Genomic DNA, 26,523 nt, shown 5'->3' on the forward strand with positions numbered 1-26,523 from the left:
TAAAAACAACTGAACATCTCACTACAAACTTACTAGGTATGGTGCGAAATGTGCACCTTACTTTACTGGCGATTAACTGAAACTATAACTTCTGTTCCGTTTCCGGGGCGGCTGTTTACAATTAGTTGCGCGTTAATGCGATCGGCGCGTTCTCTCATTCCCAATAAACCAAAGCCATTCCTAAAACAGATACTTTCCCTATCAAATCCCTCTCCGTTATCTTGCACCCGCAAAAGGAACTTGGATGTTTCGTAAACCAACTCAATTTTGAGCGCTGTAGCTTTGGCATATTTGAAAGCATTTGTTAATGCTTCCTGCCCGATACGCAACAGGTTATTTTCTACCTCTAATGGTAGGGAATAGACTGTGCCAACTACTTCTAAAACAGTGCGCGTATCAGTATCTGATGACATTTGTTTAGCAATTTTATTGAGAGCGCTATACAAGTCGCCATCTTCTAACAGTTGCGGGCGCAAAGATTCTACGGATCGCCGCGCTTCAGCAAGCCCAGAGCGAGCCAATTCGCAGACTGTTTTCATGTGTGCTTGTGCTTGTTCTGGATTCGCTGCTATTACCCGTTCTGCGGCTCCCAAATGTATGATGATGCCTGCAAAAGTTTGCGCTAAAGTGTCGTGAATTTCCCGCGCCATGCGGTTGCGCTCTTCTAGAATATTTTGGTCTATGAGTTGTTTAGACATCCTTCTCAGACGCAATTGATTTTCGACGCGAACTAAAACTTCTTGTTGTTGAAAAGGTTTTGTAATGTAGTCTATTCCGCCCACAGAAAATGCTTTTACTTTATCAAACACTTCCTGCAAAGCACTGATAAAAATTATTGGGATATCTTGAGTTTTCTGATCAGCTTTGAGCTGCTGGCAGACTTCGTAGCCATCCATTTGAGGCATCATAATATCCAGTAAAATTAAGTCTGGTAAGTTGGCATTGATAAAGTTTAGAGCTAATTTCCCACTGGGAGCTAGGTGAACTTTATACCCAGCGGCCGATAGTATCCCGCTTAAAAGTTTTAAATTCTCAGGACAATCATCAATAACTAAAATACTTTGTTCGCGGGTAAAACAGAGGTTTTTGTTCATGTCTCATCCCTCAATGTGTGTATTAAATTTAGCAACTGTTCGTACTGAAAATTTTTAATGCAAGCTGCGCTCGCCCTCGCTAAGGGCTGATTGATTTCGCGAATTTGACTGATGACTGTTTGCATCTGTCCCAAATCGAGGTTGCTAATGGCTTGCTGAAGATTGGCTACTAACTCAGGAGGTAATTCAGAAAATGCGGTTTTTGTCAATACATTTACTTCATTTTCTGTGAAACAGGGGGCAGCATTTAGTTCTTCAAAAACGAATTGTACTCCGATATGTTTGTGCAGAGCATCAAATATGTTTGCTTCTCTAAATGGTTTGCGAATAAAATCATCGCACCCGGTAGAAAGAACAACGGCTTTCTCTTCCTCAAAACTACTTGCTGTTATCGCAACAATTGCTGTAGCTTGACTTTCGATCGCTCCCCCGCCCCCCTTAACAAGGGGGGAGCTAGATGATGCTTTGGCTTTAATTTGTTTGGTTGCTTCATACCCATCCATCACCGGCATCCGCATATCCATAAAGATTAAGTGCGGCGAATATTGCTCCCACTTTTCTATTGCTTCCATCCCATTTTTGGCTTCGTAGACTTCAAAACCGATCGCAGAAAGCAGTTTGACTAGCAGTTGGCGGTTGTCAAAAGCGTCGTCTGCAACGAGAATTCGATAGCGGGGTTGATTGGGTGCGATCGCCATAACTCGTCTAGTTGGCTGCTCCTGTTGGCGATCGGCACTTTCAACTGCATTAACTTTAATGTCAAATTTGAAAATAGTACCGCCTCCGGCACGAGAACTGACTGTCATTCCACCGCCCATTAACTGCACAAAAGAACGTGCGATCGTTAAACCTAATCCTGTTCCTTGTTGTGATTCTTCCCCGGTTTTGGTTTGCACAAAAGCTTTAAACAGCTTATCTAACTCACTAACATTAATTCCCGCTCCCGTGTCTTCAACCTCAAAGGAGATTTTATGATCGAGTTCGTGATTTTTGATTTTCACATAAATGCTGCCTTCGGAGGTGAATTTAATCGCGTTAGAAAGCAGGTTAATCAAGATTTGACGCAATTTTATATCATCAGTTCGCACATATTGGGGAACGTCTGACATCCGCTCTACTAATAACTGCAATCCCTTATTTTTGGCCGGAAGTTGGAACATATTTTCGATGTCGTCCAGCAGGCGGTGGAGGTCAAAGTTTGTCTGGTTGAGAGTCGTGCGTCCCGCTTCTATTTTGGACAAATCTAATACTTGGTTAATCAGTTCGAGCAAATGTTCTCCGCTGCGGGTGATAATACTCAGGTGTTCTTGCTGTTCCTGCAATAGGTTAGAAGAACGATTCAGCAGTTGGGAAAATCCGAGAATTGCATTGAGGGGAGTCCGCAATTCGTGGCTCATATTTGCGAGGAATGTACTTTTTGCTCGGTTGGCTTCTTGTGCGGCATCTTCGGCTCGTTGTCGTTCGATGATTTCTCGCTGAAGTTCGAGAGTGCGATCGCTCACTTGCTGTTCTAAAGTGCGGTTGTAATCGGCTAAAACTTTTTCGGCTTGTTTGCGATCGGTGATATCTTGAAATGTGGCGATCGCATAATTAATTTTACCCGTGTCATCAACAATTGGAGTGCTAGAAACTTCCAAGGAAACAATCTTATCAGGTCGGTGGAACTCTATATCATCTACTTTGACCGTTTCACCCCCCAAAGAACGCACGATTGGTATTTGTGCGGTGGGATATAACTCGTTAGTTCCCGCGAGATAAAGTTGACAAGCTTCTGCTAATTTCTCAATATTTGCTTCGGGTATTGTGGGAATGGCACTTAGTTGATGTGCTGTCTGATTTGCGTAGGTAATTTGTCCGGTGGTGTCATGCACGGCTACCCCAATTGGCATAGCATTGATAAATTGAGTGAGTCGATTTTCGCGTTCTTTTACTTCCCCATAAAGTTTAGCATTGGTAAGTGCGATCGCCGCTTGTCCCGATAACAATTGCAACACTTCCAGGCGATCGGGAGTAAATGCTTGTGCGGTGAGGTTATTTTCGAGATAAACAATAGCAGCCAGTTGACCTTGATTCATCAAAGCAGCACACAAAATAGACTTTGGCTGACGTGCTTTGATGTAAGGGTCATTCGTAAAGTTACCTTCACGAGTGGCATCATTTAACACTAAATTTTCTTTGGTTCTAGCGACATAATTGATAATAGCTTCGGAAAGTTCCTGGCAATTTTCAACTGGTTCAGATTGCAACACTTTTATCCGTTCATCATTCATTACACCTTCCGCTTCAATCAGCAATTTTCCTTGGGTTTCTAAAATTAAATATCCTTTTTGAGCGCCGACATTTTCAATCAAATTTTTCATTAAGCGGAAGAGTAATTTATCTTGTACAATTTCCCCAGCAATTGCCTCGGAAGCTTTCATGACTGTAGCGATATCCAAGGAATCAGTAGAACGGCTGCCAGTGGTTGATACAGTAGTTGAAATGGCTTTATTTATCGGTTTATCGATCGTAAATAACTGCGGATAGCGCGTTTCTAAATCTTTGACTTTAGCCACCGCACCCCAAAGTTGATAGCAGTAACGAGCTTCCTGCATGTAAGCTTTGGCTGTTAATTCTTTACCCCTGGATAAATAGAACTTGGCAGCGAGTTCGTAAGCGAGGGCGACTTCGTGGATGTACTCGTTTTCTTTAGCGAGGGCAATGGCGCGATCGTAACAGTCGATCGCCCGTGCATCTTTGCCAATAACCCGATATCTTTCTGCCTCAACTAAATTAAATTTGTGCGAGTGATTCATCGGGGCGTGATACGCCCATTTTTTCATGTTTTTCTGATTAGCCGTGACAGTTTTCAAACAGTGCTTTTGCTCCTCAAAAGAAGCATTAGAATAGAACGAAAGCTGAGCTAGCGACTCATAAAAATAGCAGTATGATACTTGAAGAGTTCCAGCAGCACTCTGTACATACTGCATGGTGGAAGCTGCATTTGATACCGCTTCATCATATTGCCCGAATAAATAACAGAGAATCATTTTATAAAAATGCAGGGCAAAAATCGAAGTGCGATCGTTAGCTTCCGTTAACAGTGATAGCGCAGTCCGCTCATCATAGGCTTCCCCAATTAAATAGCAGGGATTTTCCGACTTACCTAATAAATTTAAAACCGACTGCTCTAAAGGTTTAATCTGCCAAATAATCGGATCATATTTTGATTTTTCTATTGCCTCGCCATAAGTAGCAATATCGCCTTCCAGCCCTGACAACTCAGCGCCGAAGAGGTACGAATAACCGCAGTAAGTTTGAGACGCACAAGCACGTTCTTCCACTTGTCCTGTTTCCAATCCGCTTCTGTAAGCCTCCAACAAAGATGGCAACGTTTCTTTAGCTGGCGCTTTCCAATGACGGATGAAGTCATTAAATGGAAGAAGGACTTTAGTTTTTAATTCTGGCTTACCAAATTGCTCCAACATCCTCAATGCTAGCTGACCAAATTTATAACCACCTTCAATATCTCCCACCACTCCGCACAAAATTAATCCATAAACTGCATAAGCATGGAGAGACTCAGGATAGTTGCCATACTTGACAGATAAAATCACCTGCTTAAACACAATTAAAGGCATCAGTTGAGGGGCAACGCCATAGGCGACAGTAGTCATAAATGACAAGATACGCAGTGCAGCTTGTTTAGCAGGATCGCTTCCTTGAGGTAGATTGGCTAAATCCTCAATGCGTTTCCCAGCTAAGGTTAACTTAACTTCCAGCAATCCGATTATGCTATCTAGATTGTTAGGCTTTGCGGGCAGTTTGACCCCCAACTGCCTCAGAATTTTTAGCCCCATATTAATTGCCATATCTAGTTGATTTTGGGCAGCATGAGTACCCATTTTTACCTCTATCGTTTTGACGCGATCGAGCACTGTTTTAGCATTTGTTAGCACGAGGCTCCCTAAACTTTCCATCTGCTCAAAATCGCCCAATATGTAAGCTAGCTCTGCGGCTTCTTGATGCAGTTGTAAACTTAGCTGGTATTGCACCAGCCAACTGTTTTCTGCCAGCAAATTTATCCCAGTTTGCAAATAGTTGAAAGCTGGCTGATAAGCTGCCGATGCCTTGGCTTTTTTGCCAGCAATCAGATTTAACTCAGCCAGTTCATCTTTTTCGGAACGATTGTAAATTAATTCATTGCCGAAATTCAGTTGATTAACAATGTCAAATATTTTTTCCTCTCTTCGCTCTTCTGGAGTATTTTGCAGCAACATTTGCCCGATTTGTCTGTGGACGATGGGCTTATCTCGATCGGCAATTAGCGAATAAGCAGCTTGTTGAATTCTGTCATGGACAAATTTGTATTCTAGCGATTGGCTGCTGGGTAATTGCCCGGTAATTTCTAATTCCACATCTCCCATATTCCCCAGCAACACGACTAAATTTTCAGCAACGGCTGCGTACAAATTATCCGCCGTTTGTCGCACAGATTTTTCGCAAAGTGAGGCGAGGGTTTTCAGATCGAATTGATTGCCAATGCAGGCTGCTATCTTTAACGTTTCCTGCGTATTATCGGGTAGTTGTTGAATTTTGTCAGCCATCAACTCGACAACATTATCAGTGAAATTCCTCGCTTTAATTTCCTCTAAATCCCACTGCCAACCCCCCTGTGTCTCCCCTGGGTAAGGGGGGATTAAGTCTTTTGTCCCCCCTGGGTAAGGGGGGATGAGAGGGGTAAAGTCAAATTGTAACATCCCTTCCGTATAAAGCGATTTGAGAAATTCATTCATAAAGAAAGGATTTCCGCCAGTTTTGAAAAACACTAATTCGGCAAGGGAGTTGACTCTTGCTTCCGGGCAATTCAGGGCATCGGCAATCAGTTGAGTAACAGAGGTTAAATCCAAAGGTGACAGGAAAATGCGATCGACTTTTGCCCCATTTTTGACAATCTCTTCAATTGTTAGCATTAACGGATGACCTGCGGAAACTTCGTTATCTCGATACGCCCCGATTAAAAACAGTCCCGTTGAAGAAGCGCTCATCAGTAGTTGCATCAGTTTCAGAGATGCCCCGTCAGCCCACTGCAAATCATCGATAAATATCGTGAGAGGATGTTCGGGTTTGGTAAAAACTTTAATGAAGTTTTGAAACACAAAATTAAAGCGGTTTTCCGCTTCTGCAGCCCCCAATTCTGGCGGCGCGGGTTGCTGGCTGATTATTAATTCAATTTCGGGAATTACGTCAATAATGACTTGACCGTTGATTCCCAATGCGTCTAATAATTTTTCCCGCCATTCTTTAAGTTGCGCTTCGCTTTCTGTCAACAGTTGTTTGGCTAAATCCTGAAAAGCGCTGACAATTGCGCTGTAGGGAATGTTGCGCTGATATTGATCAAATTTGCCGGATATAAAATAACCGCGCTGTTGAGTAATCGGTTTGTATAATTCTTGCACCAAAGCTGATTTGCCGATACCAGAATATCCCGAAACTATCATCATTGAGCTTGTGGCACAGGCATCTTGCCTGTGACTGCTGACTGTTTCAAAAGCTGTTAGTAAACTATCAATTTCTCGCTCTCTGCCATAAAGTTTTTGCGGAATTTGAAACCGAGCAGAAATATCTTGACATCCTAGTGGAAAAACTGATATGTTGTTATGGCTGTGCAGTTGATTTAAACATTCTTCTAAATCCGCTTTAATTCCGAGCGCACTTTGATAGCGCTCCTCTGCATTTTTCCCCATCAACTTCATCACAATATCGGAAACAATTTGCGGAATTTCGGGATTCACCTGAGATGGAGATAACGGCTGTTTAGCGAGATGACTGTGTACCAATTCCAGCACATCCTGAGTGTCAAAAGGCAATTTGTTGGTCAGTAGTTCGTAAAAGGTAGCCCCCAGGGAATAAAAATCTGTGCGGTAATCTAAACTGCGGTTCATTCTGCCGGTTTGTTCCGGCGACATATAAGCAAGAGTTCCCTCTAAAATGTTGGGATTTTTGATGGTGTAATTCTCCCGCGTTAACTGCGTGGAAATGCCAAAATCGATAATTTTGAGTTCTCCGCTAGCTGGATTGAAGACAATATTGGAAGGGTTAATGTCTTTGTGAATGATGTGGGCGCTGTGAATTTGTTGTAAACTTTCTGTGGTGGCGATCGCAATTCTGAGAAATTCTTCAATACTAAATTTTTGCTGCTGCATCCAAATTTTCAAGGATTCGCCGCCAAAATCCTCGACAAACATCACCAGCGTGTTTTGATATGGCTGCAAATCATAGGCTTTTATACAGCCGCTCAGGTGCAGAGATTGTGTAATTTTATACTCTGTGCGATAGCGGGCAAGTTCTTGGGGTGTGGGATAATTTTCTTTAAGGACTTTGAGGACGACGGGGAGACTGTCGGGTTGTCGGAATGCTCGGTAAACCAGGGAGTTTGCGCTTTCGTAGATGAGCTCTGTGACTTCAACGCCGGGAAGAGTCAGCATATTCATACCGCTGTCAACTTTGCAGTCGAACATAGCATAAATTTGCTCCTCACACCAGAGGTGCGTGAGCCATCAGTCGATTTTAGATTTTAGATTTTAGATTTTAGATTTGACTCCACATCTTAGATTTTAGATTTTAGAAGCTAAGACAGGTTTCCCAGTCAATACAACCTGTTCGATAATGTCAGCGGCGCGCTTGACTCCTCCCGATCGCCCGATCGCCTCTTGCATCTCGATCGCCCTTTGTTTATACGACTCTTGGGTTAGGACTTTTACAATTGCCGATCGGACTTTAGAAACACTCAATTCCTTCAAAGACACCACTTCGCCAACACCCGTATAAGCAATCCGCGCTGCCACTCCCGGCTGGTCATTCGCCACAGGAATTGCTACCATTGGGACTCCATTGCTCAATGATTCCAAAGTCGTATTCATCCCGGCGTGAGTAATCGTGAGAGTCGCTTTTTGCAGCAATTCTAATTGCGGTGCATACCCAACAACGATCGGATTTCCCGGCAAGGGCGGCAAGGATTCGGGAGTCGCACCGCCTCCGAGAGATATTACCAATTGGGCGTCTAATCCTTCACAAGCAGAGGCAATTATTTGAAAAACATCCAACAAGCGATTTTGAATAGTTCCCATAGAGGCATAAATCAATGGTTTCCCAGTTAATTGTTCAAAGGGAAAAGGCACTGATTTGCGAGTGGCTGGATTGTGATAAGGGCCGGTGAAATGGAAATAAGGGGGTAAATTTTGTCTGGGAAACTCTAATTCAGCCGGCTGCTGAGTGATTTGAGCTAGTTTCGAGTAATAATCGTTTGGGTGGGAGTGCAAAGGTAAGTTCCACTTTCTGCGATACTCAGAAATCCCTTCTCGAATCGGTTTGGCAAGCAAACTGAGTAACTGATAGCTGACTTGATTCCGTAAGCGTCCTTTCCAAGTCGGATCGTACTGCCAAAGGGTACAAATGGGTGGAATGTCGGGGTCTCGATTTAATAGTAACGCACTGCCAACTGTGATAAAAGGAATGTTTATAAATTCTGCAATTGTTCCTCCTTCCAGTGAAACTTGGTCTACTAGCAAAGCTTCTACACCAGCTTTTTTAATAGCCATCGGAGCCTCTCTGAGAATAACATCCGAAGTCTTCGCAACTGCCTTAAAAGTATGTCGCAATGCCGCAAGTCCACTAAGTTTTCCGCGTTGGCTAAGGATTTCTGCAAACCAGCCGACGGGAAACTCTTCTTCAGCGAATGGCTGGAATTCTAATCCGGTGGCTAGAGTTTTTGCTTTAGCATCGAGGAAGTTAAATACGGTGACTCGATGGCCTCGGCGAAGCAGTTCGCAGCCTAATGTTGTCATGGGGTTGAAATGGCCGGTGTCAACTGGACAGAGAATGCCGAAGTGTGTCATTAGTTAAGGCTCCTTTGAGGTTAACTTTTTGTATTGTAGTGGGATGAGTGGTTTGTGTTGGGCCTTGGGGCGATCGCTCCTCTTGGCTACAGCTTATTTTTGCTATTCTAGGAGCTTAAAATCAGCGCCAAAAAGTAAGTATTATTTCCCAGCCAAAACAGGTTTCCCAGTCAATACAACCTGTTCGATAATATCGGCCGCTTTCTTAACTCCGCCCGATCGCCCGATTGCCCCTTGCATCTCCATCGCCCTTTGTTTATACGACTCTTGGGTTAGGACTTTCACAATTGCCGATCGCAGTTTAGGAACGCTCAATTCCTTCAAAGAAACCACTTCACCAACACCCGTCCAAGCAATCCGCGCTGCCACTCCCGGCTGGTCATTTGTCACAGGAATTGCCACCATTGGAACTCCATTGCTCAAGGATTCCAACGTTGTATTCATCCCGGCGTGAGTAATAGTCAAATTGGCTTTTTGCAGCAATTCTAATTGCGGTGCATAGCCAACAACGATCGGATTTCCCGGCAATGACGGCAAGAATTCGGGAGTCGCACTTCCGCCGAGAGATATTACCAATTGGGCATCTAATCCTTCACACGCAGAGGCGATTATTTTAAAAACATCCAGCAAGCGATTTTGCACAGTTCCCATCGAAGCATAAATCAACGGTTGCCCAGTTAATTGTTCAAAAGGAAAAGGCATTGGTTTGCGCGTCGCTGGGTTGTGATAGGGGCCGGTGAAATGGAAATGCGGGGGTAAATTTTGCCTGGGAAAGTCGAATTCAGCAGGCTGCTGGCTGAGTTGAGCAAGTTTCGAGTAAGCATCATTCGGGTGGGAGTGCAGAGGTAATTTCCACTGGCGACGATACTCAGCAATGACCTCTCGAATCGGTCTTGCAAGCAAACTGAGTAACTGATAGCTAAGTTGATTGCGCCAACTCGCTATCCAAGTTGGACTGTATTGCCAAGGTGTACAAAAGGGAGGAATTTTGGGGTCTTGATTTAGGGTTAACGCACTGCAAACTGTGATAAAAGGAAGGTTGAGAAAATCCGCCATCGTTCCTCCTTCCGGTGAAACTTGGTCTACGAGCAAAGCTTCTACACCAGCCTTTTTGATAGTTGCTGGAGCTTGTGAAAGGAGAAGATCTGAAACTTGGGTCAATAGTTTAATAGTATATCGAAAGGCTGTCAGTTCGCTGAGTTTCCCCAGTTGGGCCAAGCGTTCTGGCATTGAGCCTGCGGGAAATTCATCTTCAGCTAATGGTTGGAATTCTAAGCCGCTTGCTAAGGTTGTGGCTTTAGCATCAAGGAAGTTAAATACAGTAACTTGATGGCCTCGGCGAAGCAGTTCGTTGCCTAATGTTGTCATCGGGTTGAGGTGGCCGTTGGCTGCTGGACAGAAGATGCCGAAGTGGGTCATTAGGGAAGGCTCCGTGTGAGTTTAAACTTGTTTTAGCATTTAATGGGCGGTATGAGTGGTTTGTGTTGGGGGGTTGGGGCGTGGGGGCGATCGCTTGGAGAAACTCAGGAATGGGACGCAGGCTTTAGTCATTGCCAGAGAGTGTTACCAGTATATATTTGTGTGGGATATTCGATACCTAGCCAAAAGTTCAGGTAATCTCCTCAACTAAAGGTTAGTTCAAACTAAGTTGTTTTTATAGCTTCAAAACTCTACTTTGAGCTAGCTACTTTAGCCAGCAAATTTTCTAAACTAAATTTACGCATAGGCCAGCCAGAGCCTAGCTGTAAAAAATTAATTAAGGAGTAACTTCCTTAACAATTAAATCAGGAGCAAATCTCATGTCTTTTGAAGTGGGAAGCATCAATCATTTTTTTCAAGAAGTCTCGCAAAATCCCGAACTCCAGCTACAGTTTCGATCGATCGCGGATCGAGAAACCTTAGTGAATAAAACGGTGGAACTTGGCAAAGAAAAAAGCTACAGTTTCTCGCCAACAGAAGTTTCACAGTGGCTGGATTCGATCGAGGCTCAATATCAGAGTCAGTCAGATACTTCAGGCGAGTTGTCTGACAGTGAATTGGAAGCTGTTGCTGGCGCTGGACCTCTTCTAGGAGGATTACTAGGTGCAATAGGTGGATTTTTCGCCGGTCTTTTCGCAGGAGAAGACCCTATTAAGGAAGCAGGAAAAGGAGCTGTTGCTGGGGCGATCGCGGGTGCCTTCACTCCTGGACTGTAGGCAATCTTTTCTGAATCCAATACCGAAATTAAAAGGAGAAATCAGATGGACAGCATTAATCAGTTTTCCCAAGAAGTTGAGCAAGATACTGCGGTGCAGCCGCAACAGTCGCCAGCAAATCCTGTCGGTGAAGAATTGAATGATACGGAATTAGATGCGATCGCAGGCGGAATGGGTTTTCTGTTTCAGAATTGGCGTGATATTCCCCGTTTCTCTCCGAGAAATTATGACGCAGTTGCGGGTAAAAAGGCTGGATAGCAGGCAACTTTGCTAGGAGTTGCTTCAATCGCTTTTGGAAGCAAATTTCACTAATTATGTCAGGAGAAAACATCTGATGGAAAGTAACAATCGATTTTTGCAACAAGAAGTACCGTCCGAGTCGTCCGCAATCACAGCATCCGAATCGGATAACTCAACCGATCGAGAATTGAACGACTTGGAGCTCGAAGCGATCGCAGGTGGTATGCGTACTCTCACAATCGAAGGCCCAGTGCCGGACTATCTGAAACCCCGCATATCCATGCGACTGATTAACCACTTGCAGTCCTATTTCGGCAAATGAGCTGCTTGTAACTAGAAGCGATCGCGCTTCTGCTGAGTTTAAACATCTAAGGAGGAAACATCTGATGGAAAGCAACGATCAATTTTCGCAAGAATTACCGTCTCAGTTGTCCCAAATCGCAGCATCAGAACCGGAAAATTCAACTAATCAAGAATTGGACGAATTGGAATTAGATGCGATCGCGGGCGGCTGTTCCGATGCTGTCGATCAAGCTCGGGCTGCTGGTATCCCTGTTCTCACAATCAACCAACCGCCTCCAAAACTGCGCTTGACAATCCCTATGAAGATGTTTGAACTTTTGGGTTCATAACACAAGTTAAAAACGTTACACCCGCAGTCCGGCAGTCCGGCAGGGGTTTAAACCCCTGCCTCATAGCATAAGTCCTCTCAAAGAGGACTAATAAGTTATATCAGATCCGGTCGATTCGAGGGCGATCTAAAAAGGTTTGTAGTGCGGACAACAGTACGCAGCATTTTGCGGACTGTTGTCCGCACGATCGAGCGAATCTTATTGCGGTCGAGCGACCGAATCTAATATTATTCAGTCCTCTTTGAGAGGACTTTCGCTATGAGACAGGGAATTAATTCCCTGTCGGACTGTGGCATGAATCTTAAGTTGACAGGCCGAAAAGTCAAGCCTAAGTTCCTACAAAATACCTGTAATTTATGATGGATGCAATACAGCCAGTATACCTCATGCAGCAAGCCCCCGATATGAGTAACGCTACAATATTTAGCGTTGGCTTAGTTATCCTCTGCTTGCTATTGCTAATTTTGTTGTGGTTGCCCGATTTGCTAACAAAAGAATAAGCAGTCCGGCAACGAGCAATGTACGGAATGTAACGGATGTAAATGAAATGTTGCACCACTTCTAATCAGGCTTTTATGAACGCGCAAGATGCCCGTTCCACAAGAAATTTACTCTTTGTGGAACGGACCGGAGAACCCGTTCTTGAGAATGGTTTTACGTTGAATCTCTACTATAACTGTCGCGCCACTAATCTAGCAAATAATCCTCCCTGTTTTACCAATTCCTCAAACGAACCAAATTCTACCAAACGGCCTGCTTCAATAACATAAATTCGATCGGCATTGCGAATCGTACTCAGGCGGTGGGCGATGACAACTCGCGTCACATTCAACTTATCCAAACTCTCAGTAACGATCGCCTGCGTGCGGTTGTCCAAAGCACTCGTAGCTTCATCCATCAGGATAACCTTTGGTTTGACAACCATTGCGCGCGCAATTAACAATCTCTGCCGCTGTCCTCCCGAAAGATTCGTGCCGCCCTCGCTGACAACCGTGTGCATTCCCATCGGCATTTGTTCGATATCGGCTGCTAAACCGGCCATTTGCGCCGCTTCCCAAGCTTCCTCCTGCGTTACCATCGCCCCGCAGGTAATATTGTCAAACATCGAACCAGCATTAATTCTGCCGTTTTGCAGCACTACTCCTAACTGCCGCCGCACAGCTTGAACGTCGAGGCCTGCTAAATCTTGATTGTCGTAATAAACAGTGCCGCTTTGTGCTATTTCAAATCCCAATAACAGCCGAAATAATGTTGATTTGCCGCTACCAGACGGCCCGACGATCGCGATAAATTCCCCCGGTTGAATATTGATGCTGACATCATCTAAAATTGGGGGCCCGTCCTCCCGGTAGCGGAAAGTTGCCCTATCGACAGTAATTTGACCTTTCAAGCGGCCGGGATCGGCTTTTGTCGGGTCAGATTCCGGGATGCCCTGGACGATCGGTTTGGCTCGCTCCCACAGCGGTACAATGCCTAAAATATCAGTTAGGGTATTGCTCAAGTCAGTGACGCCGGAAAGAAAGGTGCCGAAGGCGGAATTAAAAGCAAGAAAGGTTCCCATATTCAGTCCGCCACCTTCTGTTTGAGAGGTTTGCATGAACACAATTGCAAACCAAAACATCAGAATAGAACTTACTAACGGCAGCGCTTCGTTAAATACAGAAACGCTGTCGTCAATTCGTTTAATTCCCGTTCTTAGTTTAATTTGTTGGCTGTATTTTTTCGCCCAAGCTGCAAATGCTCGCCCTTCGGCTGCCGCTACCCGCAGCTTTGATACTCCGTTAATTAGTTCTACTGTCAGCGCGTTAATGTCGCCTTCTCCTGTTTCCATCTGGCGCTCTTTTGGGATTAAGAGCAAGCTGGATGTGACTGTTACTATAACCGCCAGAAAAGTTAAACCAATTCCCACTAAAGTCAGCGGCAGGCTGTAAACAAACATCAGCCCCAAATTCAACAGGGAAAATATGGCGCTCAAAAGTGTCCGCTGCGTCGCGCCGCTGAGTTGGGCGCGAATTTGATTAACTGCTAATAAGCGAGTCAGCAAGTCGCCAGAAGAATAGCTGCGAAAAAACGCCGGTTTTAATCTCAGCAATCGATCCCAAACTGCCGGCTGGAGAGTGCCGCTGGCAGCATTTTCGATCCGCAGCGTCAGGATGGTTTGGGCCATGCTAAATACAGCCCGTCCGATCGCCGCAACTAACAATACCAGCCCTAACTGCCACAGTAACAAACGATCGCTGTCAGGAATAGCATCATTGACCAAAATCGAGGTGGCTTGCGGCATCACCATCCCCAGCAGCGTTCCCAATATCCCCAGCCCGAAAGCAGCGATCATGTCTTTTTCGTAGCCCTTCGTCCCGAAGCGAAACAGTTCCACAGCGTTGCGAACTAATAGCGGCAGCGGCCGGTAAAACATGAGAGTTTCTGGCGACAACTCTTGGGCTACTGCTTTAGTTACTCGTTTGCGAGTGCGATCGATCGGATCGAACAAAGTATAGCGAGATCCCTTACCGGGCAACAAAGCTACTGGTCGATCGTCGGACTTTGTATAAGCCAACAGCGGGCCGCAGTTCTGCCGCCACCAATCTCCAACCAGCAACACGCGGCGGGTGCGAAATTGGGACGATCGCGCGATCGCCTCGATCGGATCTTTAACGCGGCTGAAATCTTCGGAACCCGCCGGCGGATTGACCGTTATACCTTGTGCCTTACCCACAGCCCCAGCAGCGATTAACAGGGGCGTTCCTTCCTCAGACAAGGCAGTTTTCCGGGGATGCAGCACCTCGGTTAAATCTCCCAAAGCTGTCTGAGTTACTTGGCGGTTTAGCTGTTCGCGTTCCTGAAATCGGCGGAATTCCTCGGCTTTTTGCCGGGAAACCAGCAAATTCAAGCAGCAGCAGAAATACTCGTGCAGCAAAGCTAAACTCGCGGGCAGCCAGTCGGCATTTTCCACCTCTGCTGTTGAGAAAATTTGCACCTCAACTTCCCCGGATGCCACCAGCAGCATATTTCCAGCCAGGGGAAATGCTGGGGAAGCAGAATTTAACTTCAATTCCCCGACACTCGCATCGCCCGACGAGACGCGCACCCAGACAACAGTTCCCGGTGGCGATCGCAGCATTTGACCTTTTTGCAGCGATATCTGCTGCGACGCTGCTAAAACAACAGTTTCTGGGTCAACTGTTTCATCGGGGGCGTGAAGCGGATCTATCCCGTAGGGAATCACTCGTTCTCCCAAACGCTGTATCCACCCTTCCACCAGCGATCTCGTTTTGCCGTCACCAGCAGCCACTAAAGCGCGACAATCTGCGATCGCGATCGGTTCCAGTTCCGTTTCGGCGATCGCGATCGCCAGAAGTCCCCAGCCTGATTTTAAATTTTCTCCCCCCCCTTCTGCTTCTCCCCCCCTTAGCAAGGGGGGGTTGGGGGGGGTAGCAGCGCCGAACAAAGCGTCGCCTGCACCGACGCCGAACAGATAATGGCGGTTGCCTGCAGGCTTCTCACTTTGTATCTTGGCTGCAAAGACTGCGATCGCGCCCGATCGAACAATCCATACCTGATGCGGGTCATTCAGCAGCAGCGGTTCATTTCCTTTAATTCGGTGCAGTTTCTTAACAGGATTTAGATCGAGCATAGCTAGTAATTGGTAATTAGTAATATCAAGTCCGGCAGGGGTTTAAACAAGAGCCTCAAAGAAGACAGTCCGATCGAATTGATCGGGCTAATCCACAGATCCGCTGGGGATTAAAATCCCCGTCTCATAGCTAAAGTCGGTTAAAACCGACTGAATAGCCAAATCAAACCATCATTCATTTCAGTCCTCTTCAGAGGACTTTAGCTTTGAGACAGGGAATTCATTCCCTAGCGGACTGTGGGGCTGGCTACTCTATTTCTGCTGTTTATTGCTCGTTCCCAACCAAACGAGCATAAGCTCCTCCCAGCTTTTGCAACTCCTCATGAGTGCCTCTTTGAACTACTTTCCCCCCTGCAAGCATAATAATTTCATCGCAATCTCGAATCGTACTCAAGCGATGAGCAACCACAATACAAGAAGTACCGCGACGCCTCAAATTGCGATCGATAATTAACTCTGTTTCGGCATCCAAAGCACTCGTTGCTTCATCCAGCACCAACACCGCTGGATTTCTAACTAATGCCCTGGCAATTTCCAAGCGCTGCCGCTGTCCGCCGCTCATATTTGTCCCCCCTTCATTGAGTTGAGCATCGTATCCTCCCGGCATATTCAAAATAAGTTCGTGAATTGCCGCATCAATGCACGCTTGGACTAAATCTGCTTCCGGTACTGTCGGGTCCCAAAGCGTGAGATTTTCCCGAACAGTGCCGGCAAATAGAAATATCTCTTGTTCGACCATTGCCAGCGAATTTGCTAGGATAGAACGGGGAATCAAATTGCGGGGAACCCCGTCAAATAAAATTTCGCCATTCATTGGTTCGTAAAGTCCGGTAACAAGTTTGGCAATAGTAGATTTGCCAGAACCGCTGCCCCCCACTAACGCTACCCGCTGACCAGGTTTTACGGTTAAGTTCAAGTTTTCAATTAGCGGTGCTTCCAAGCGGCTGTAGCCAAAACTGACACCGCGCAATTCAATCCAGCCCTGCAAATGAAAAGCATCTGGTGCGATCGCGCCGCGGCCGTTTTCATTATTAAAAGAATCGCGATCTGCTTCGGGATCTATCGGGTTTTGTAAAACGTCATCAAGTCGGCTTAAATCGGCTTCTAATTCTTGCAAAGTGCCGCCAAAATTGACCAGGTTGTTAACAGGTTCGAGGAATTGTTGAGTGAGACTTTGATAGGCAATTAACATCCCGATACTCAAACCGCCGTTCATCACCCGCAAGCCGCCGACAACTAAGATAGCAGTTGCCGCTAATGCCGTTAAAAATGCTGGTAATATTGACAGGATTTGAGTGGGTAGAGCCAATTCTTGCTGGGCGTTGCTCATTTTCGCATAGTACCCGGCAAACTTAGAAAATAAATCGAATTCTAAACCGCTAGCTTTGACAGTTTCTATAGATTGAATGCCTGCAATTGCAGCACCGCCCACCTTACCTGTTTCCTGAGCTAATCTGGTGTTAGCATCGATGCGACTGCGGGATAAAGATTGCAGTGCCAAAAAGTTTAAGGCTGCAAAAACAGCAGCAACACTGGTCAATACCCAGTCGTACATAACCATAATTATCGCATAGAAAACCATCATCACCGCGTCGATCGCAGTTGCAGCAAGTTTCCCCGATAAAATTTCAGCAACCTTATCATTAACTTGGCAGCGGCTGCTAATTTCACCGGCAAACCGCTGGGTGTAAAATCCCACAGGCAAGCGCAAAGTATGCCAGATAAACTGTCCCGACATCGAAATCGCAAGCTTGTTTGCCAGCCGCCGCAAATAGAAAAGTCGCATCCGCGCTAGCAGCCCTTGAATAGCAGCGGCAAACAACATTCCCAATATTAAAGGTCGCAGCCACTCGTGACGGTTTTCGACCAAAATTTCATCTACAAAAATTTGGGTAAATGCCGCTGCTGCCAAACGGGGAACAGTCAGTAATAAACCAGCAATTAAACAAAATGCGATCGCCCAACGGGAACTTTGCAATCGGGAATCTAAGGCATGGGCAATACTCGGTTTTTTCCCACCCTTTTTAAACTCAGGTCCCGGCTCAAAAGTCAAAACAACGCCTGTATAAGCAGACTTAAATTCTTCTAGGGAAACAGTCCTCGGCCCCGATGCGGGGTCGTTGAGGTAAACGCGCTTTTTCTTCATCCCCTCAACCACCAAAAAGTGATTGAAATTCCAAAAAACAATAAAAGGTGGCGGTACAGTTTTCAACTCTTCAAAAGTTTTTTTAAACCCTTTAGCATCTAAGCCGTAAATTCTTGCTGCTTTAAGGATATTAGAAGCTTTACTGCCATCGCGAGAAACGCCGCACTCGCTCCGCAATTGAGCTAAAGGTACCGGGTGTCCGCAGTAACTCAAAATAATTCCTAAAGCAGCAGCACCACATTCTACTGCTTCCATTTGTAACAGGGTGGGAGTACGAACTCGCCTTAATTTCCGCGGCGTAAAAAACTTGTCAATCCAGGGAATTTTCATTGGCTATTAATGGGTAAAATGACTGATGAATGCTGACTAATACTCTCGTTAACTCTCGTTCCTAGGCTCTGCCTAAGAACGCATGGTGCGAGGCTCTGCCTCGCTCCTCCCGCGAGGCAGAGCCTCTTGATCGGCATTCCCAGGCTCTGCCTGGGAACGAGAAAGCGAGCGTGACCGCTGTCAACTGTCAACTGTCAACTGTTAGTAAACTCCTGTCAAAGACCTAAAAATAGGAAGTACGTAAGAAATCGGCGCTAACTGCCCGATTTGAACCCGAACTAGCGCCGTAGTACCGGGGGAAATCTTGAGAGGAGGCCCGTTCGAGGAAGACCATTTGTAACCGCTGATAGTGTTCGGATCTTGTTGTAATTCCACAAAGATTTGCACGGGAGCACCGCCACCAGCGATGCTTTTGGCGATGCTGTCAGCCAAATTTTCATTGCCGATAATTGAGGACATATCTTGGTTAGTAACCGGAAAAGGAGAAACTTGAGTTACTTTGCCGACAATGCCGCCGTAGCGCTCTCGCTTGACGACGCTAGGGGTAACTTGTACAGTCATTCCCGGTTTAATTTGCTTGCCATCTCTGTCAGCAAAATAAACAAGACTGACCATTTTTTCGCGAGCATTTTGAGATTCAACTGTCCCGATCCTTGTACCGATGTTCAGCATTTGACCTGCAACGGCGCTAACTTCTAAAACGCGGCCGTCGTATTGGCTGGTAATTTTGCTGTCGGCGGCCAACTGATTCTGCAAGTGGGCAATCTTGCGTTTAACTTCCTGAATTTGATTTGTTTGGGCGATCGACTTTTCTAAATCTTGTTGAGCTAGTTTGACCGCTTGGGTTTCCATGTCTTTAATCTTAGTTTTGATTTCGTCAATTTTATTCAGGTTTTGCAGGTACTCCCGTTCGGCGTTACTTTTCTGAACTTTAAGTTCTTGGAGATTGTTTTTAATTTCGTTAAGGCGGTTGAGATTTTGCAGGTACTCTCGTTCGGTATTCGTAGCTTCTAATTTGAGTTGCTGCCGGCTGTTTTTGATGTCGTCAATTTTATTGAGATTTTGCAGGAATTCGCGATCGCTATTGGTTTTCTGAACGTCGAGTTCCTTTAACTGCGTTTCAATATCTGCCAGTTGCATCTGAGAGTCCGCGAATTCCTGTCTCGCTTGCAGCATTACATCCTCGCTGATAGCCCTCTCTTGTTCGTAAAGAACGCGCCGAGTTTCAAACCGCTGCTGCAAAGTTTCCACCAAAGAAGTGATGTGCTGTTTTCGCTGCAAAAGACTGTCGCGTTTTTTGGCGATCGCCGCCAGGGTTTGCTGCCGCAATATCGGCGCAACTTGTTCCCGGCGCAAACTTTCTTCCAAACTTTGGCGTTTTTCTGCTAATGCTGTCAGAGTTTGCTGCCGCAGTACCGGCGCAATTTGTTCGCGGCGCAAACTTTCTTCCAAACTTTGGCGTTTTTGCTCTAATGCTGCCAGAGTTTGCTGGTGCAATATCGGTGCAACTGACTCCCTATTTAAGCTTTCTTGAAGGTCTTTCTGCTGCTGTTCTAGGGTTTTTAATTCCAGGGCAATCTGCTGTTTTTGCAGCTTATTAGTATCTTGTTTTTGCCCTTGCAGTTCCGCTAATTTCGCTTTCTCTTGCTCTAGCTGCTGCTTGAGGTCTAGTTTATCTATTCTACCGATTTCCTGACCCCGTTTAACAGCATCTCCAGGCTTGATATTGAGCTTTACCAATTGACCGGAACTCGCAGCTTGAAATTGCACGACGCGGCGGGGCAGAAGCAACACGCCTTGACCGGAAACAGTCAGCGGAATTCGCCCGATCGCACTCCAAACCCCCGCAGCAGCAACTAAACAGCCAATTGCAGTTAGTGGCAGCCACGATCGAGGACTAACCACCTGCATCCTTTCGTCGAGGCGTTCCGGTGAAGATAAGCGATCGATCGCTTCGGTAGTGAAAAGTTTGTTTTGTTTTACCTGCATCAGCTATTCCTTTCGAGAGTGCGATCGCGGCTGTAAGCAGGGGTGTATTTGAAGAGGAAATTCCTTGCAAGTCAATTGAGGCACAAACAATTTCCCAACAAACGTTCAAAGCTTCCCTACAATTACTTGAATGTTCTCACTCCTGTTTGCAGCTTGCCTGTAAAATCACTTTACGACAATTAACCCTCGTAAGACCTAACTAACAGTAGAGTTTTCAGCTAACAAAAAGACCAGCTTACAGCCAGTCTTCAGACCGGGGAATGACCCGAACTTTCGGCTAGGTATCGCCCGCAGCCAGTGCCTACACATTGCTCACCAGTTAAGCTAAAAACACTTTTGTCAATGAGTAGAATTACTCTAAGGTATCGAAGTAGCAACTTAAAATGTGCTGCTAAGGATTGCTATATAGTTTTGTTCTTGATAAGATTACTGAACCAACCCCCCTGCAACAAAAGGCTCTAGATTTGCTTGGTGTTTCTCTGATTTGTACCCAGTAAACTGGCAGCCACAATCTTTAAAAAGCTTACTCTACACTGAATATACCTTTTGTCTATTGGGGAAGTTCAGTGTAATTGGTGATTGGTAATTGTAGGTTTGGTAGAACGAAGAGAAACCCCACCTACAATTACTATTAACAGTCAAAGTCAACAGTCAACAGTCAACAGTTAATTGTTAACTGTTGACTGTTAAACTGAATGCGTGTGCCGAACTCACTAGAAACTGCCGGAAGGGCTGTTCATTCTCTCGATTTAGAACTTTTGGAGAGCTTACCCTCAAAAGGTTGAACTCCACTATTTGGATAGTTGTCATCGCTGGGGCTAAAAATCCGCACCGCTGCTTCCGAAACGTAACGCATCGCGTTTGCCAAAGATTTAGAAAGATTCATAGAATCTGCCTCTCTTGTCTGAGTTCTGATACTTTTAATATTACTCTGATTTTTGGGTTGTGGATGAGTTTAGCAATATTTATTTGAATTACTTATTGGTCTGCAACAATAAAGCAAGCAGAAGGTTTAAGACATTACGCATTTTGGACGATCGACCTTTTGCTGGTAGATTTTTCCTTGCTTAACTCAAGCACTCGCGATCGCCCTCCGACGCTCAGAAACCGGGTTGTCTAACTCTATTCAAAGGCTGCAACGAAATATTTTCGCAAAAAACCCGGAACGCTTGAGTGTTTGTGCTTAATTCCTGAGTTTGTTAAATTCAGTATTTATATTGGTTTAACCATAATATTAATGTACAACTTAACCGAAATCCGCTATTAAAGGGCATAATAAGCGAATTTTTCCGACAAATATCTGCAATCTTTATCAAATATTTACAAAAAGATATGGTGTTTGTCACTATAATTAAAAAAAAGAAGTTTGTTCGGGGTTTTTCTTATGAAAACTACCACAGAAAGCCTGCAGCTCACAGGTTTTGAAGAAATCTTAGAAGACCGGGAACTAACGGTTTCTTCAGCAGATTACAGCCTTTTGACCGATCTCTACCAGCTAACGATGGCCGCTTGTTACGTCGGGGAAGGGCTCGACGGGCGGGTCGCGAGTTTTGAATTATTCGCGCGCAGGCTGCCAGAGGGTTTTGGCTACGCGATCGCGATGGGTTTGGCGCAAGTTATCGATTATTTGGAAAAATTTCGGTTTTCGCCGGCGCAAATTCAGGCTTTGCAGTCCACTGGGATTTTTGCAGGTGCCCCGGAGCGATTTTGGACTTTACTCGCCACAGCCCGTTTTACTGGCGATGTTTGGGCAGTGCCGGAGGGGACGGCGGTGTTTGCCAATGAGCCTCTGCTGCGAATTGAGGCTCCTCTGTGGCAGGCTCAGTTAGTGGAAACTTATTTATTGAATGCCATAAATTATCAAACTTTGATTGCGACGCGGGCAGCGCGGCTGCGGGATGCGGCGGGCCCGGAGGCTAAGTTGCTGGAATTCGGGACGCGCAGGGCTTTTGGGCCTCAAGCTGCTGTTTGGGCGGCTAGGGCTGCCCTGGCTGCGGGGTTCGATGGAACTTCTAATATTTTGGCTGCTTTGAAGCTGGGCCGCAAGCCTGTCGGTACGATCGCCCATGCTTTGGTAATGGCTGTGGCTGCCCTCGAAGGCAGCGAGAATCAGGCGTTTGCAGCGTTTCACCGCTATTTTCCGGGGGCGCCGCTGCTGATAGATACTTATGATACTGTGGCGGCGGCGCGGATGTTAGCCGATCGAGTAAACAGCGGTGAAATGCAGTTGGAAGGCGTGCGGCTGGATTCGGGCGATTTGGCGGTGCTGTCTCGGGAAGTTCGATCGATCCTTCCGGGCGTTCCAATTTTTGCTAGTGGCGATTTGGACGATCGAGAAATTGCTAAATTAAAAAGTAGCGGTGCTTGCATTGACGGTTACGGTTTGGGAACCAAGTTGGTCAGCGGTTCCCCTGTCAACGGTGTTTATAAGTTGGTGGAAATTGACGGAATTCCGGTGATGAAAGAGGCAAGCGGCAAGGTAACATATCCAGGAAGAAAGCAAATTTTTAGACATATTGAAAATGGGCAAATTCTCGGAGATTGTTTGGCATTGTCCGGAGAAAATATTAAGAATTGCGATTCTATACCATTAATGAAATTGGTTGTCAAGGACGGCAAACGAGTCCAGAACCCGGAAAGTTTGGACGATATCGCCAAACGAACTGCTGCTTCTGTCGCCAGTCTTCGCCCCGAAACTCGCCAACTTGACAACCCGATTTCGCCACAGGTGGAAATTTCTACAGATTTGCAGAGTCTCACCCAAAAAACGAAAAAGAGTCATTAGTCAGTAGTCATTAGTCAGTAGTCATTAGTCAGTAGTCAGTAGTCAACAGTCAACAGTCAACAGTCAACAGTCAACAGTCAACAATTCCCCATTACCGATTACCTATGCAGAAGATTGCTCTTTTTGGAACCAGTGCCGATCCACCCACAGCGGGACATAAAACAATTCTAAGTTGGCTTTCCCAACATTTTGATTGGGTAGCAGTTTGGGCGTCGGACAATCCTTTTAAGTCGCACCAGACTTCTCTCGAACACCGATCGGCAATGCTGCTGTTAATGATTCAAGAAATTAATTCGCCCAGACACAATCTTTGCTTGCATCCAGAACTCAGCAGTCCGAGAACGGTGGAAACGGTGGAACAAGCAAGATTGCTGTGGCCGAATGCAGATTTGACGCTGGTAATAGGTTCGGACTTGGTGGGCCAACTGTCTCGCTGGTACAAATTTGAACACTTGTTAAAACAAGTGGATTTGCTGATAGTACCGCGACCGGGTTATCCGTCAGAACAATTAGATTTGTGGCAGTTGAGGCGCCTGGGTGCAGACGTGGCGATCGCATCTTTGAGTGCTCCCAATGTTTCTTCTACTTCCTATCGGGAAACAGGAGACAGGGAAGCTCTGACTCCGACCATCGAAGATTACATCCATAGGGAGCATTTGTACGCATGGCACGAGGCACAAAAAAGAGCGAGGGTTGCTCATTAGCTGACTTTAAAGTAGGAGTAGATAATGTTATTTTTTCCGTCGATACCGTGCAGAACCGCTTGTTGGTGCTGTTGGTAATGCGGCAAGACGAACCGTTTATCGATTCTTGGAGTCTTCCCGGTACTTTGGTGCGTCAGGGGGAGTCTCTTGAAAATGCGGCTTACCGAATTTTGTCTGAGAAAATTCGGGTAAAAAATTTGTATCTGGAGCAATTGTATACTTTTGGAGAACCGGGGCGCGATCCTCGGGAAGTTACCAGGGGCGATCGTTATCTTTCGGTTAGTTATTTTGCTTTGGTACGCTTTGAGGAAGCTGAGTTAATCGCTGGGAGTGTAGTCGCAGGTGTCGGGCACCGTGTCGGCGGTATTGCCTGGTATCCCGTGCAACAAGTTCCACAGCTTGCCTTCGATCACAATCAAATTCTCGAATACGGATATCGGCGACTGCGTAACAAACTTGAATACAGCCCGGTAGCTTTTGAAGTTTTGCCGGAACTTTTTACTTTGAGCGATTTGTATCAACTTTATACAACTATTTTGGGGGAAAATTTTTCTGATTATTCTAATTTTAGAGCTCGATTGTTGAAATTGGGTTTTTTGTGCGATACCGGTGTTAAGGTTTCGCGCGGGGCGGGCCGCCCTGCTAGTTTGTACCGCTTTGATGCGGCCGCTTTTGCTCCTTTCAAAAATAAGCCACTGGTGTTTATTTAGCTGTTCCTTAGATGACATTCTGGGATCAATTTAGTAACATTAGAATAGAAGCTATTAAGGAGTGCACACGATGAAAGACCCTGATGAATGCGCTAATATTCACGAAGTTCGGGAGGAAATTGATATTATCGATCGAGAAGTGATCGAGGCTTTGAGCAAGAGATTTCAATACGTCATCGCGGCTGCAAGGTTCAAAACGAGTGAAGCTAGCGTTCGATCGTCGGATCGCTTTCAGGCTATGTTACAACAGCGGCGCGAGTGGGCTAAAGAATCGGGTTTGAATCCTGATGTCGTGGAAAATATTTACCGGGATTTGGTAAATTATTATATTGAGGAAGAGTTAAAACATTACAAATCTGAGTAAGTTTTCGCTACATTCAAATCTAGGACTATAGGAAAGTGAGTCCGCGCGGGCGGATTGTTAGCAATATTTATTAAGTGATTTGGTGATATGAAAATTGCGATCGCACAACTCAACCCTACTATTGGTGATATCTTTGGTAACTCCAACCTAATTCTGGAGGCTGCGAAAAAAGCTGAGGTTGAGGGCGCAAACTTATTGCTAACACCGGAACTTTCCCTGATCGGTTATCCGCCCCGCGATTTGTTAATTAATCCGAGTTTCATTGCAGATGCAGGTGCACAGTTGCAGCAACTGGCGCAAGCTTTGCCGCCGGAGTTGGCAGTCATAGCAGGTACTGCCTTACCTAATGCTAATGCTGTTAAACTCGGCGGAAAATCATTGTTTAATAGCGCTGTTTTGTTGCAAAATGGCGTTGTCAAACAAGTTTTTCATAAACGCTTGTTGCCTACTTATGATGTATTTGATGAAGATAGATATTTTGAACCGGGAGAAAACAGCAATTACTTTTCTATTGGCGAACTCAAAGTCGGCGTGACAATTTGTGAAGATTTGTGGAACAATGAGGAATTTTGGGGTAAACGCAGTTACGCAGGCGATCCTGTTTCCGATTTGGCAAAATTGGGTGTAGATTTAGTGCTGAATTTGTCGGCATCGCCTTATTCGGCGGGGAAGCGGGGAGTGCGATCGGCGATGTTGCAGCACAGCGTCATCCGCTGCGGGCTACCGATTATTTACGCTAATCAGGTAGGGGGAAATGACGATATTATTTTTGACGGCAGCAGTTTTGCTGTGAATCGAAAGGGTGATTTAATTCAGGTATTAGCTTCTTTTGAAACGGATTTTGCGGTGCTGGAATATGACGCAGCTAAACAAGATTTAGTTGGCAGCGGCGGGATCGGGCATCTTGCCCGATCCACAACAGATTTAAGTTTTCATCCGGCAGAAGGAGATGCCGAAATATGGGCGGCTTTGGTTTTGGGAGTGCGAGATTATGTTCGCAAGTGCGGTTTTTCTAAGGTTGTACTCGGTTTGAGCGGCGGGATAGATTCGGCTTTGGTGGCGGCGATCGCCAGTTGCGCGATCGGGCCCGAAAATGTTCTAGGGGTGCTGATGCCTTCTCCTTACAGTTCGGATCATTCGGTTAATGATGCTTTGGAATTAGCCCGAAATCTGGGCATCGCGATCGAACTATTGCCGATCGGCGATTTGATGAAAACTTACGATCGCACTCTCGCCAATTTGTTTGTCAACACAACTTTCGGGATTGCTGAGGAAAATATTCAATCGCGGATTCGAGGCAATCTGTTGATGGCAATTTCCAATAAGTTCGGACATTTGCTGCTTTCGACTGGGAATAAGTCGGAAATGGCTGTGGGTTACTGCACTCTCTACGGCGATATGAATGGGGGATTGGCGGTGATTGCCGATGTGCCGAAAACTCGCGTTTATTCGCTTTGTCGGTGGCTGAATTCTGGGAGTGAGAAGATTAAAAATCAGGCTGACTTGGGAAAGGAAATTATTCCGGTTAATATTATTACTAAGCCGCCGAGTGCTGAACTGAAACCGGGACAAGTTGACCAAGATTCTTTGCCGGATTACGATGTTTTGGATGACATCTTGCAGCGGTTGATCGAACATCACGAATCTGCCCAACAAATTGTGGCGGCAGGACACGATGAAGCGGTGGTTAAACGTGTAGTAAAATTAGTGAGGCAAGCGGAGTTTAAACGGCGGCAAGCAGCCCCTGGTTTGAAAATTAGCGATCGAGCTTTTGGTACCGGTTGGCGGATGCCGATCGCCAAATCTTCATTTTATTAAACGCA

General features: G+C 45.7%; 18 protein-coding genes. 10 read left to right on the forward strand and 8 right to left on the reverse strand.

Annotated elements, in window-relative coordinates; genetic code table 11:
- Nucleotides 1-62: 62 nt before the first annotated feature.
- From NDI35_RS10635 to NDI35_RS10650, 4 genes are all read right to left on the reverse strand, one after another.
- Nucleotides 63-1,094: an ATP-binding response regulator gene (locus NDI35_RS10635; protein WP_445312707.1), complete on the reverse strand. Its 1,032-nt coding sequence runs from the start codon at nt 1,092-1,094 to the stop codon at nt 63-65.
- Nucleotides 1,091-7,594, reverse strand: coding sequence for an AAA family ATPase (locus NDI35_RS10640; RefSeq protein ID WP_445312708.1), 6,504 nt, complete (start codon nt 7,592-7,594; stop codon nt 1,091-1,093). Before NDI35_RS10640 ends, NDI35_RS10635 begins: the two co-directional genes overlap by 4 nt.
- A gap of 96 nt (nt 7,595-7,690) precedes the next feature.
- Nucleotides 7,691-8,971 carry a glycosyltransferase gene (locus NDI35_RS10645; protein WP_445312709.1) on the reverse strand — a complete coding sequence of 427 codons (1,281 nt, stop codon included), beginning with the start codon at nt 8,969-8,971 and terminating at the stop codon, nt 7,691-7,693.
- Between the two features lie 141 nt (nt 8,972-9,112).
- Nucleotides 9,113-10,390, reverse strand: coding sequence for a glycosyltransferase (locus NDI35_RS10650; RefSeq protein ID WP_445312710.1), 1,278 nt, complete (start codon nt 10,388-10,390; stop codon nt 9,113-9,115).
- A 380-nt stretch (nt 10,391-10,770) separates the two neighbouring features.
- Between NDI35_RS10650 and NDI35_RS10655 the strand changes: the two genes are divergently transcribed.
- The 5 genes from NDI35_RS10655 (at nt 10,771) to NDI35_RS10675 (ending at nt 12,538) form a co-directional block, all read left to right on the forward strand.
- Nucleotides 10,771-11,166: a Nif11-like leader peptide family natural product precursor gene (locus NDI35_RS10655; RefSeq protein WP_445312711.1), complete on the forward strand. Its 396-nt coding sequence runs from the start codon at nt 10,771-10,773 to the stop codon at nt 11,164-11,166.
- A 45-nt stretch (nt 11,167-11,211) separates the two neighbouring features.
- Nucleotides 11,212-11,424, forward strand: coding sequence for a hypothetical protein (locus NDI35_RS10660; protein WP_445312712.1), 213 nt, complete (start codon nt 11,212-11,214; stop codon nt 11,422-11,424).
- Between the two features lie 76 nt (nt 11,425-11,500).
- Complete coding sequence (locus NDI35_RS10665) at nt 11,501-11,728, forward strand: hypothetical protein (protein WP_445312713.1); 228 nt, start codon at nt 11,501-11,503, stop codon at nt 11,726-11,728.
- A 64-nt stretch (nt 11,729-11,792) separates the two neighbouring features.
- Nucleotides 11,793-12,038 (forward strand): hypothetical protein, encoded by a 246-nt coding sequence (locus NDI35_RS10670; protein WP_445312714.1) that lies wholly within the window; start codon nt 11,793-11,795, stop codon nt 12,036-12,038.
- Between the two features lie 356 nt (nt 12,039-12,394).
- Nucleotides 12,395-12,538 (forward strand): hypothetical protein, encoded by a 144-nt coding sequence (locus NDI35_RS10675; RefSeq protein WP_445312715.1) that lies wholly within the window; start codon nt 12,395-12,397, stop codon nt 12,536-12,538.
- A gap of 170 nt (nt 12,539-12,708) precedes the next feature.
- Here the strand turns inward: NDI35_RS10675 and NDI35_RS10680 are convergent, their stop codons facing one another.
- The 4 genes from NDI35_RS10680 to NDI35_RS10695 form a co-directional block, all read right to left on the reverse strand.
- Nucleotides 12,709-15,672, reverse strand: a complete 2,964-nt coding sequence (locus NDI35_RS10680; RefSeq protein WP_445312716.1) for an NHLP bacteriocin export ABC transporter permease/ATPase subunit — start codon at nt 15,670-15,672, stop codon at nt 12,709-12,711.
- A gap of 265 nt (nt 15,673-15,937) precedes the next feature.
- Entirely contained in the window at nt 15,938-18,148 is a 2,211-nt protein-coding gene (locus NDI35_RS10685; RefSeq protein WP_445312717.1) for an NHLP family bacteriocin export ABC transporter peptidase/permease/ATPase subunit, read from the reverse strand.
- A 201-nt stretch (nt 18,149-18,349) separates the two neighbouring features.
- Nucleotides 18,350-20,137: an NHLP bacteriocin system secretion protein gene (locus tag NDI35_RS10690; protein WP_445312718.1), complete on the reverse strand. Its 1,788-nt coding sequence runs from the start codon at nt 20,135-20,137 to the stop codon at nt 18,350-18,352.
- A gap of 736 nt (nt 20,138-20,873) precedes the next feature.
- Nucleotides 20,874-21,023 (reverse strand): isochorismate synthase, encoded by a 150-nt coding sequence (locus tag NDI35_RS10695; protein WP_333049849.1) that lies wholly within the window; start codon nt 21,021-21,023, stop codon nt 20,874-20,876.
- A gap of 498 nt (nt 21,024-21,521) precedes the next feature.
- Here NDI35_RS10695 and NDI35_RS10700 point away from each other — a divergent pair, with 498 nt between their 5' ends.
- The 5 genes from NDI35_RS10700 to NDI35_RS10720 all read left to right on the forward strand — a co-directional run bounded on the left by NDI35_RS10700 (nt 21,522) and on the right by NDI35_RS10720 (nt 26,518).
- Complete coding sequence (locus tag NDI35_RS10700; RefSeq protein ID WP_445312719.1) at nt 21,522-22,922, forward strand: nicotinate phosphoribosyltransferase; 1,401 nt, start codon at nt 21,522-21,524, stop codon at nt 22,920-22,922.
- A 104-nt stretch (nt 22,923-23,026) separates the two neighbouring features.
- Complete coding sequence (locus tag NDI35_RS10705; protein ID WP_445312720.1) at nt 23,027-23,626, forward strand: nicotinate-nucleotide adenylyltransferase; 600 nt, start codon at nt 23,027-23,029, stop codon at nt 23,624-23,626.
- Nucleotides 23,587-24,336 carry an NUDIX hydrolase gene (locus NDI35_RS10710; protein WP_445312721.1) on the forward strand — a complete coding sequence of 250 codons (750 nt, stop codon included), beginning with the start codon at nt 23,587-23,589 and terminating at the stop codon, nt 24,334-24,336. The genes NDI35_RS10705 and NDI35_RS10710 overlap by 40 nt, the downstream gene beginning before the upstream one ends.
- Nucleotides 24,337-24,406: 70 nt before the next feature.
- Nucleotides 24,407-24,700, forward strand: a complete 294-nt coding sequence (locus NDI35_RS10715; protein ID WP_333060255.1) for an isochorismate lyase — start codon at nt 24,407-24,409, stop codon at nt 24,698-24,700.
- Between the two features lie 87 nt (nt 24,701-24,787).
- On the forward strand, nt 24,788-26,518 hold the full coding sequence (locus NDI35_RS10720; RefSeq protein WP_445312722.1) for an NAD+ synthase: 1,731 nt from the start codon (nt 24,788-24,790) through the stop codon (nt 26,516-26,518).
- Nucleotides 26,519-26,523: the final 5 nt, after the last annotated feature.

It is taken from the genome of Microcoleus vaginatus FACHB-2002 (assembly GCF_040004035.1).
Taxonomy (GTDB): Bacteria; Cyanobacteriota; Cyanobacteriia; order Cyanobacteriales; family Microcoleaceae; genus Microcoleus; species Microcoleus vaginatus_C.